The sequence below is a fragment of the Lacrimispora sp. YZC11 genome (assembly GCF_057543815.1).
Genome location: NZ_BAAJYQ010000005.1, coordinates 684,011 through 693,858 on the forward strand (window position 1 = coordinate 684,011; position 9,848 = coordinate 693,858).

General features: G+C 35.5%; 5 protein-coding genes. All 5 read right to left on the minus strand.

Annotated features, from left to right (window positions below):
* Window positions 1-37: 37 nt before the first annotated feature.
* Window positions 38-898 carry an alpha/beta hydrolase gene (locus AC27IJ_RS06250; RefSeq protein ID WP_487148024.1) on the minus strand — a complete coding sequence of 287 codons (861 nt, stop codon included), beginning with the start codon at window positions 896-898 and terminating at the stop codon, window positions 38-40.
* An 818-nt stretch (window positions 899-1,716) separates the two neighbouring features.
* The gene (locus AC27IJ_RS06255) at window positions 1,717-2,466 is read right to left on the minus strand and encodes a hypothetical protein (RefSeq protein ID WP_487148026.1); all 750 of its coding nucleotides are present in this window, start codon (window positions 2,464-2,466) and stop codon (window positions 1,717-1,719) included.
* A 296-nt stretch (window positions 2,467-2,762) separates the two neighbouring features.
* A complete protein-coding gene (locus tag AC27IJ_RS06260; protein WP_487148028.1) occupies window positions 2,763-6,716 on the minus strand; it encodes a P-loop NTPase in 3,954 nt (1,317 codons plus the stop codon).
* A gap of 74 nt (window positions 6,717-6,790) precedes the next feature.
* Window positions 6,791-8,044 carry a recombinase family protein gene (locus AC27IJ_RS06265; RefSeq protein WP_487148030.1) on the minus strand — a complete coding sequence of 418 codons (1,254 nt, stop codon included), beginning with the start codon at window positions 8,042-8,044 and terminating at the stop codon, window positions 6,791-6,793.
* A gap of 83 nt (window positions 8,045-8,127) precedes the next feature.
* Window positions 8,128-9,848 (minus strand): 23S rRNA (uracil(1939)-C(5))-methyltransferase RlmD (gene rlmD / locus AC27IJ_RS06270; protein ID WP_487148032.1); only part of this gene is annotated, 1,721 nt, incomplete at its 5' end.

Consider the following 9,848-nt stretch of genomic DNA (forward strand, 5'->3'; position numbering starts at 1 on the left):
ACTAACCATTCCGAGTATGAAATTAATAAACGGAATACTATAATCCTTGAAGCCAATTTTCACAAAGTTTTGGCCAGATTGCTACCGTAGGTTCATCCTCACCTAATCCTAAACCATGGGGACCTTGGGAGAATATATGTAAATCAAAGGGTAGATTTAGCTCATTTAGCGCTTGAGCAAAAAGTAAGTTTTGACGCTGAAAATTCCAGTGATCGGTCGCTGTAATCCATAGAAAAGTCGGTGGTGTCTTCGCTGTAACATATTTATGATTTGAAGTAAAGTCTATAAATTCATCCACTGTTATATCTTTTGTTAATAGATAATCCGGCGGCAATTTTTCCTTAGAAAATGGGGAGGTCTCAGCATAACATAAAATGATCGCATTAAGTTTAGAACTCGTTTGATCAATCGGATCGTTAAAATCTGGTTCTCCCAAAAGCATCGACATAATTTGCGTATTTCGGCTATCTGGTTCTGTAATTCCATTATCAAAACGAGTTCCTACAAAAGCGGTGAGATAACCGCCAGCTGAAAATCCTATCATGCCGATCCGTTCCGGATCAATATTAAATTCTAGGGCATGATACCGAATATACCTAACCGCTCGTACTGCATCTTTGGTTGACGTAAATGGAGTAAAAGGAGCAACCCGATAATTTAAAACAAAAGCATTTATTCCTATTTGATTCAGCCATTTTGCAATTGGTTTTCCTTCATTAGACGCTCTAATTTGAAATGATCCGCCCGGGCAAACAATAATTGCAGGGCGGGGTTTCTCTCCTTTTAATAAATAAGGGGTTAGGGTAGGTAACCCTTCGTTATTCAAGTCCCCAATAGTAGAAATTAAGTCGGCATCAGGAACACTTTTTTTCCAAAGTTTTATATCTTTTAATCCCATGATATTATCCTCCCATTTTAATCTGTGACTCGGATCACCCCGGCTTTTCGCGATATATCATATAACAGTCTACATTGCCGATGTGACTTAAAGCTGCATAAGGTTTCATGCAGTTCAAGCAAGGTATGGTTTTTATTTCCATATTATTCTCCAATCTCCACAACTTTATCTCTAATTGATGTTAATTAATTTATTTTCTATTCCAACGTTTTAAGTAACCTATTTTACCACAGGTATCACTTCCCATATTTTTGATAAGAAAATTATACCACCTGGTAGATGCAATCAGATACCTTAAAAATCATTGAGAAATAATAATGAGCCAAGATTAAAAGAGAATGTGCCATTTCGAATTTTCTCCACAGTACAAATATAAAAGCATCTTTGATTACTTCAAAGTTCCCCACTGTTAGATATTTTCTCGGCTGTTTTAATTCTTCTACTGCATTGGGTACAAAACTAAAAAAACAGACTCCCAGAACATTCTGTAAAAATTCTGGGAGTCAATACTTCTTCAATATATTCTATGCATTTGCTTTGATTACATCTGTTTAAGATGTAAATCTTTATCGGCATAAGCAGAAATTCAAACCACTATTTTCAAGTAATATCAATTACTTAGAAATTAATTTATTGTAGCTACCTTTTATTTTACCATATAGAGGCTATAGCGTACATTATGGTTTGTTATTTTGTGCGACAAATTTCGACACAAATCTCACAATGCCTTGAAGAGATAAAAAAGATGCCTATTGGACCTGATGGGGCCTTGGCGTGAACAATAAATCTAGTTATATTTCACCACAGGGACTTTTAAACTAATAAGTAATCAAGAGTTTCTTAATAATATTTTTATAATTAGTTTTATTATTTATACGAATATTACCATTTATCCATCTATCTGTTTCGAGTTTATCTTGATGATAATTTGTATTTTTAAATTTTTCAGGACCGTTAAAATCTTTTAAAAAAACTTCAAGGAAATCTTCTTTTTCACTTAAGCTAACTATGCTTGCAGGAAACCACCCACATATTTTTAAGTTACTATGTGAATTATAATCTACTGAAACTGAAAATCCATACTGAGTTTCACTGCCTTCGTCGTCATAGAACTGAAAATAATAACTTTTTTTTAAAATCTGCACAAGCGAATCTGTAGATTTTAAAAAATACCAAACTATATCTACCAGCTCCTGACATCTATTAGCGTTTGGCGGCAATGCATCGTTATGTTCTATCTCATTCCTTATCCTTAATAATTCTTTCATTATAAGAGGACGAACAATATCAAATTGTTCTAATAATTCTAAGTAGCCCTTAGCTTTATTTTCAAAATCAATATTTTTAAAATGATATACTTTTTCAATATTTTTTAATCGTTGATTTATACTTCTTTTTAAATTGGTGATCCCATCACTTAAACAGAATAAATTATCATTTATATCAATTAAAAATTTAGCACGGTCCCATATTTCATAGGCTCTTTTCCATACTTCAGCATCTAATTCTGTTCCACTTTCATAACGAGCATCCCAATTCCAAATATCTTTTGATAACCAACATTCCATTCCTGTAATCTCCTACAATGCCTTATAGCATTTACTCCCTTTCTTATCTTTTTATCACTAGAGCTTCTTTAATTGGATAACCGTCTCCACATGCGTTGAGTAGACAATAATGATGTCGTGGAGACCCACTGGTTCCTTAGCGGACCCTTTTTCTTCAAAAACGATTATTGAGAACCAATTTTTTAATCCTATTTCGCTATAAGAAAAGAAACTAGATACTGGTTTCGCACCTATAAATCTGTAAATCATTTCTGTTTTATTAATATCGAATGTAATTTTCTCTATGCAAACTGGAGTTAATCCAAGCAAATACTGATGAGATTATTGTAAAATGCATTTAGTTCCACATCCAAAAATTCCTCGCCTTCACATACAGTTTTGCAAATATTGGAGATTTCAGTAAAATGCTTATCTGCAATTTTACTATTAATATCTCCAAGAAGTTTTAGAATTTCATCTTTATACTTTTTTTCAATAATATTAAAATACTTTGCATCCTGATTGTCGATTAGCACTTGTCGAGATTTTGAGAGTGCCCACAAAAGTTCGCCTACACGGTCAACATTTTCGTATCCTGTAACAGCAGGCTTTTCAACATCATACCTATTGGCAAAACAGTTCACCATTTGTGATGTAACCTCTACAGGAAAAGGCGGAGTCAATTCATTTATCAAAGACTCATCCTCATTTTCGACAGCTTGTTTTAGTGTCTCAAAAAATCTCTTTGGAATCTTTAAACCATTAGGAATTAAGATATTGGGTTTGTTGCAACATAAGAGAATCAAATAATCATATTCTAATTCGGCAAAAGGAGTGCATAGGTACAAGAGATGCAAAAGTTTATCACCATCTGTCATATCAAAATTGTTCACAATAATCGGATATTGACTTAGTATCCCATCGAAGAAATAATGTTTAGGGAAACTTATGGAATATGCAGCTGATAAATCACTTAAGGCATATAATGTTTTTATAAGTTTTTCTTTATAGTTATTCTCATACCAAATGCTTATTTGATATTTATTAAAGTATTTACCAGGTTTGTGTTCATTAAAATACAGGCATGAACTCATCAGGCGTTGATATGCTTCATCTTCATTTTTGCATAACTCTTGATGTTTTTCCATTAGTATTTTTTGTTCTATACATATCTCGTTAAAGTATGTTTGCATTTTCTTTAGAGTCGACAATGTCTGCCGTAAATTTATTAATGCTAACCGAGATTTCTCGTTATCTCTACTCAAAAATCCAACTACTTGGTTGTAGAAATTTTGTATGCTATGAAAAAATTCGCTTTTGATTTTGCTTAGCCCCTCTGGAAGATTTGCTTTTTCGTCAAAAGGTCTATCCTCATAAGGATATTTATACTCTCTAATCAGCTTTTTATTTAATTCTTCCCTAAGTTCATCTATTTCATCTGCAAGTTTGCCTAATTGTTTTTGCTCCAGCAGTCTATGAATGCACACAACAATTTTATTGGACAAATTTACAATATTAGTTCTAATACAAAACCAATGCTCTAGCCATTCATAAATACTATCGCATTCATAATTGCTGAGAATTGTTTTGCTCCAAAGGGATGTAAATTCTTGATGAAACATAATTACAATATTTCTGATTGGCATAGTCTTATGTGCATCATTAGGAATTTCATATCCAGACAGTACATCTATCACTGGTTTAATAGCATCAGCACAATAAGTATCAAAAATGGGAAGCATTTTGCATACGGTTTTTAATCTTGCCACACTCTCGTCATTGCCTTTATTGATTTCGCTTGCAAAGAGAATGTAATTCACATGGATTTCATCTCTTTTCTCGTTAACATATACTTGTAGTGATTCAGTTTCATTCCTTAAATATGCTAAAATACAATCTAAATTTTCATAAACATATGCCATGTAGCTTTCTCTGTTTCCACAAAAACAAGTGTACATAATAGTTGATATAGTGTCCATGGAATAACTGTTGCAGCGTTCCCAAAGCAATTTTAGGGAAATGTTATTTGATAAATTAAAAGAATGGTCAATGTTGATGAGCCAATAAATAATTGTAGCATATGAAGTAATATCCGATGTAATATTAAAGGCTTCATCATTTTTAAAGCGTTCATGTAGAGCTTTACACAGAAAGTAGATGTCTGTTTTTGATAACTCTATTTTAGGTGTAGTATTTCTAAGGTTGCCTAGATATTCTATGTTTTTGTTAGCAGGCACTATTTTTTGTATATCATCTAAAGTGTTTAGGGAGGTGTCTATCTCCTCAAATTTAGTAAATGGATTTAACTCCATATCTAAAAGGAATAAACCACCATGTTCGTTTGCATCATCATAAATACTCTGATTGGCAAGGTAATATTGCATAACGCTACCAGAAAATATGCCACGCAAAGCATCTACATATGGGGTCAAATTGTTTTTATCCCATATCACTTCAACTAATTGTAAATAGAAATTTTCTTTATTACTTATTAACTTTGGGAGACAAGAAAATAGCTTGGCGTAATAAGTAGAATCTGCAATATTTATAACTTGCAATGCAGTAGTTTCTAACTCAATAAATTCATGCAGCTTATCAACAATGTGCTGTGATCGAACTGGATGTAATCCTTCTATATGTTTTTCCGTACTATCAATGCGAATTAAAAATTCATTTTCAATGCTCTTTAGCAGTTCTCCATAATCTTGAGAGGTTGTTTCTGTTAAACTACCAATGAGTTTATTTGCTGAAAGTTTAATACCGCATATGTCTGCGAAACAAATCTTGCGAAGAATTTCGCACTTAATTTTACCGGAATTAGTACCACTAATTTGAATAATTTGATTATTGATTCGCTCAGATAGCATTTCGCCATGAGTAAGTAAATAAATATATTCAATCAGTAATTTCTTTTTTTCAACAATCCTAAACGATTTTCGCCAATCTGTAATTGATGGGTGCAATTTACCTGTTTGACTAAGCACTTTAAAAATACCCTGTGCTTCTTCTTCACCAAGAAACAATTTAACTACTTGTAAGGATCTAACGTTGCTTAAATCTCCGCTATAATTATACCAATCATCTTCTCTGGTCGTTATAACTAATCTGTAATGATATGCTACTTCATCTTGTAGAAGTTGGGCTAATCTATTCCACTCACTAAGTTGAGAATCTAGATTATCAATAATAATTAGTGGCTTTTCTCCCATTTTTACTCTCGTGGCAAAATAAGAAACTATATTGCTCAACTCTTTTTGGTCATTACACCATAAAAGCTGATAAATTGTATATTGCTCTTGCAAGTCATATGCAACTTTAAGAGCCAAGGTTGTTTTCCCTTGACCGCTCGATGCTTTAATTACAGTCACTCTATTTTCTTCGACAGATATAGCAACTTCCTTTTCCAATAAAGTTCTTTTAACTGGTAAGTGCCGTGCGATATCCTGATAAGAAGGTTTTTTCCCTTCATAATAGCTATAGTCTGTTTCGGTGTTGTCGCCAGACTCAAAAACAACTTTTTTTATCCAACTGTGTGCAGGGTTATGTACACCCTTGCTAATGTCATCTTTAATATTGAGAATTACTGTATCAAGCTCATTTTTATTAATGCTATTTCTGTGTTCCATTTTTTCTAAACAACAAATTTTAAGACCGTTTGCAAATATAGAAATATTGTCTGTTACAATATCGTAAGTGCCTATCAACAGCTTTTCAATTTCTCGAGACAAAGTGCTTTTTTCTATTTTTTCAAAAGAAAGCTTGGAGATAAAGCTATCGTATGAGAAGCCATTCCAATTCCAAAATGGATTTTCTTCTTTAATTTGCTCAATTATCTTTGCCCAATAAGTGTTAGAAGTAACATCTAAACTGCTATCAAAAAGTTTACTCAAATTTCCCTTAGCAACCTGAAAATCATAAATCAATTTAAAATTTCGATTTTTATCAATAAGATAGGCTTCTAAATAGTTTTTTAGAGCATCTTTTAAAAAACTGGCATCTTGTTTTTGTGTTGAATATTTTAATTGTATATGAGTAATACAATCATCCGAATCTATAAGGCTAATCTTATCAATATCTTCAATTCCCTCTAAATAAAAAACAGTATTTTCTTCTATTTCAGACAATATCAAATAGCAAGAATATAGAAATTGATAAGTAAATCCTGTGAGTGCAATTTGCCCTCCAGTTCTTGACACTTGCAATTCTTGAATAGTTGACTTAGATGTACAAGAATTTATCTTTTTTGCTTTACCTGCTTTCCTTTTCGCCATGTGCCCACCAACTTTCTCTCCAAATTAATACATATATTTTAAGCTTTGTGGTAGCTCATCTTTTTACATACAAATTATAACATATTTACACAGCAAATAACACTTCTCACGTCGTATCTTTTAATTAAAATATGTCCATCATACACTTCAATTCTATCCACCTTACTCTTCACTACACTTTCATCGTAAATACCGTGACAAATCAGCTTTGAAAGCTCTTCCTTTAACCACTCTTCATTTATTGTAGGGGATAGGGCACACTCATTTTTGCCCCTTTCAATTCTGGTAGCACATCTCCATAAAACTTTGCCACGTTCCGTTCTTCTACGATAGGATGCGCCACAGTCCCCACATACTAATAAATTGCCTAGTATGTACTTGCTATTGAATTTGTTCTTTGACACTTCTATACTCCCATCATTATTACGTACAATTCTTTCACGACGTTTCATTTCCGCTTGCACTCTATCAAATACATCTTTTGATACAATAGCAGGGTGAGTATCTTCTATATAATATTTTGCCCTCTCACCATGATTCACTTTTCTTTTTCCAGTAAGGTAATCCTCAGTAAAAGTTTTCTGAAACATGGTGCAACCTTTATACTTCTCATTTTTGAGCATCTTCTGGATAACGTACGTTGACCAAATATCTTTACCTGTAGCAGTTTTGATTTTCTGGTTTTCTAAATGCTCTTTTATCTGCTGTAATGTCATGCCATCTAAATATAGTATAAATATTGTTTTCACTACTTCTGCTTGCTCAGGTACAATAACTAAGTTGCCGTTTTGGCATTTATAACCCATAAAATTTTTATACTTAGTAAAGATATCTCCGTTTTCAAATTTTCTTTGATAACCCCATTGAATATTCTCACTTAGATTTCTGCTTTCTTCCTGAGCTAAAATACCACTAAGAGTGATTGCAAATTCTGCTTCATCTTCAATTGAATTTAGATTTTCATTTTCAAAATACATATTAATGCCCCTTTCTTTTAATTTTCTTATGATAATTAATGTATCTAAAACATTCCTAGATAATCTACTGAGAGATTTCGTAAGAATGTATTCAATCTCGCCAGCACAAGCCTTATTTATCATATTCTCTAAATTAGATCGACCTTTTTGCCTTAGTCCACTGCCATAATCAAAATAAACACCTGCATATTCCCACTGAGGATTACTTTGTATGATGGTTTCATAATTAGAAATTTGTAAATCAATGCTGCTTTGTTGGCTCTCGAATCTTGTACTAACTCTACAATACGCAGCAACCTTCAACTTTTTCTTTTCTTCTTTGGTAGGCTCTATTCTTCTAAGTTTCTTCATACCAATTCCTTTTCTTAAATTATGGACATAAGAAAGCCGTGAGCTGATTTCAACTCACGGCTTTCGATAATTTCTATTACATTTTATCCTTCAGTTCGTTGCAACAGGCATACAACCTCGCAATGTTCCGTCGCCGGAAACAAATCAACCCCCCATCCCATTTTCGCCTCATAACCTTTCTTTCTAAAATATCCCAGATCCCTAGCCAGCGTCTCCGGCCCGCAGGACACATAAATAATCCTTTCCGGTCTCACTTTCGCTACGGAATCAATGAATTCATCCGTACTTCCACTCCTCGGAGGATCCATAAACACCACATCCACATGCTCTCCGTTTTCCGCCATATTCACCATAAATTTCCCGGCATCATTGCAGAAGAATCTGGCATTCTTAATTCCGTTGATCTTGGCATTTTCCACCGCATCCCGCACAGCCTCCCGGTTTATTTCAACGCCAATCACTTCCTTTGCATACTTGCTGGCAACAATCCCTATGGTACCAATCCCGCAATAAGCATCAATCACCCGCTCCTTGCCAGTAAGCCCGGCGGCCTCAATAGCTTTATTATAGAGTACCTCCGTCTGCACTGGATTTACCTGATAAAAAGATTTGGAAGAAATATGGAAACGGCAGCCGCACAAGATGTCTTCAATATATCCTTTACCAAACAGCACATGTTCCTTGTCTCCCAGTACCATGCTTGTTTCCCTGCCGTTTATATTCTGTATGATTGTAGTTATCTCCGGATGCTTTTCCCTCAGCGCTTTTACAAAATTATTCTTAGAAGGAAAAACCGGTGAGGCGGTTACCAAAACCACCATAATCTCTCCTGTAGCAAATCCCCTCCGTATCAGTACGTGGCGTAACAGCCCGTACCCGGTATCCTCATCATAGGTGCGTATCTTAAAGGACTTCAACATGCCTCTAATAGTCCCGATAATCTCGTCCGCCTTCTTATCTTCGATCATACAGCTTTCCACCGGAACAACTCTATGGGAATTCGCCTCATAAACGCCTGAAATCGGATTGCCTTTTTTGTCATGGTCAAATACTGCATGAACCTTATTGCGATAATGATAAGGATTCTCCATTCCAATGATCGGTGCGATACGGCAATATGGCTTCAGCAATTTTTCCAGATACTTTTGCTTCTGTTCCAACTGCTTTTCATAAGGCATGTCCAAAAGCTGACAGCCTCCGCAATCGCGGGATACCGGACATTTGGAAGAGGATTTTCTTTCTCCTCTGCTTGCCCTATTAGGCATATTTCCACTCTGCCCGTTCCTGCTGTCATTCCTGCTGTCAGTCTTGCTGTCAGTCCTGCTGACGATCTTGCTGTCATTCCTTCTGCCGGTCTTGCTGTCATTCCGGCCGCCGGTCTTGCTGACATTCCTGTCGCCGGCCTTGCTGTCATTCCAGCCGCCAGCCTTGCTGTCATTCCAGCCGCCAGCCTTGCTGTCATTCCTGCTGACGGTCTTTCTATCATTCCAGCCACTGGTCTTGCTGTCATTCCAGTCGCCGGTCTTGCTGTCATTCCTGTTGCCGGTCTTGCTGTCATTCCTTCTGCCGGTCTTGCTGTCATTCCTGCCGCCGGTCCTGCTATCATTCCTGCTGACGGTCCAGCTATCATTCCCGCTGCTAGTCTTGCTGTCATTCCTTCTGCCGGTCTTGCTGTCATTCCTGCCGCCGGTCCTGCTGTCATTCCTGCCGCCGGTCTTGCTGTCATTCCGGCCGCCGGCTTTGTTGTCATTCCAGCTGTCGTCCTTGCGGTCATTCCTGCTGACGGTCTTGCTGTCATTCCTTC

Excerpts from the sequence above, each read along its gene's own strand:
- AC27IJ_RS06250 (WP_487148024.1), bottom strand. The coding sequence starts at position 898 with ATGGGATTAAAAGATATAAAACTTTGGAAAAAAAGTGTTCCTGATGCC.
- AC27IJ_RS06255 (WP_487148026.1), bottom strand. The coding sequence starts at position 2,466 with ATGGAATGTTGGTTATCAAAAGATATTTGGAATTGGGATGCTCGTTAT.
- AC27IJ_RS06260 (WP_487148028.1), bottom strand. The coding sequence starts at position 6,716 with ATGGCGAAAAGGAAAGCAGGTAAAGCAAAAAAGATAAATTCTTGTACA.
- AC27IJ_RS06265 (WP_487148030.1), bottom strand. The coding sequence starts at position 8,044 with ATGAAGAAACTTAGAAGAATAGAGCCTACCAAAGAAGAAAAGAAAAAG.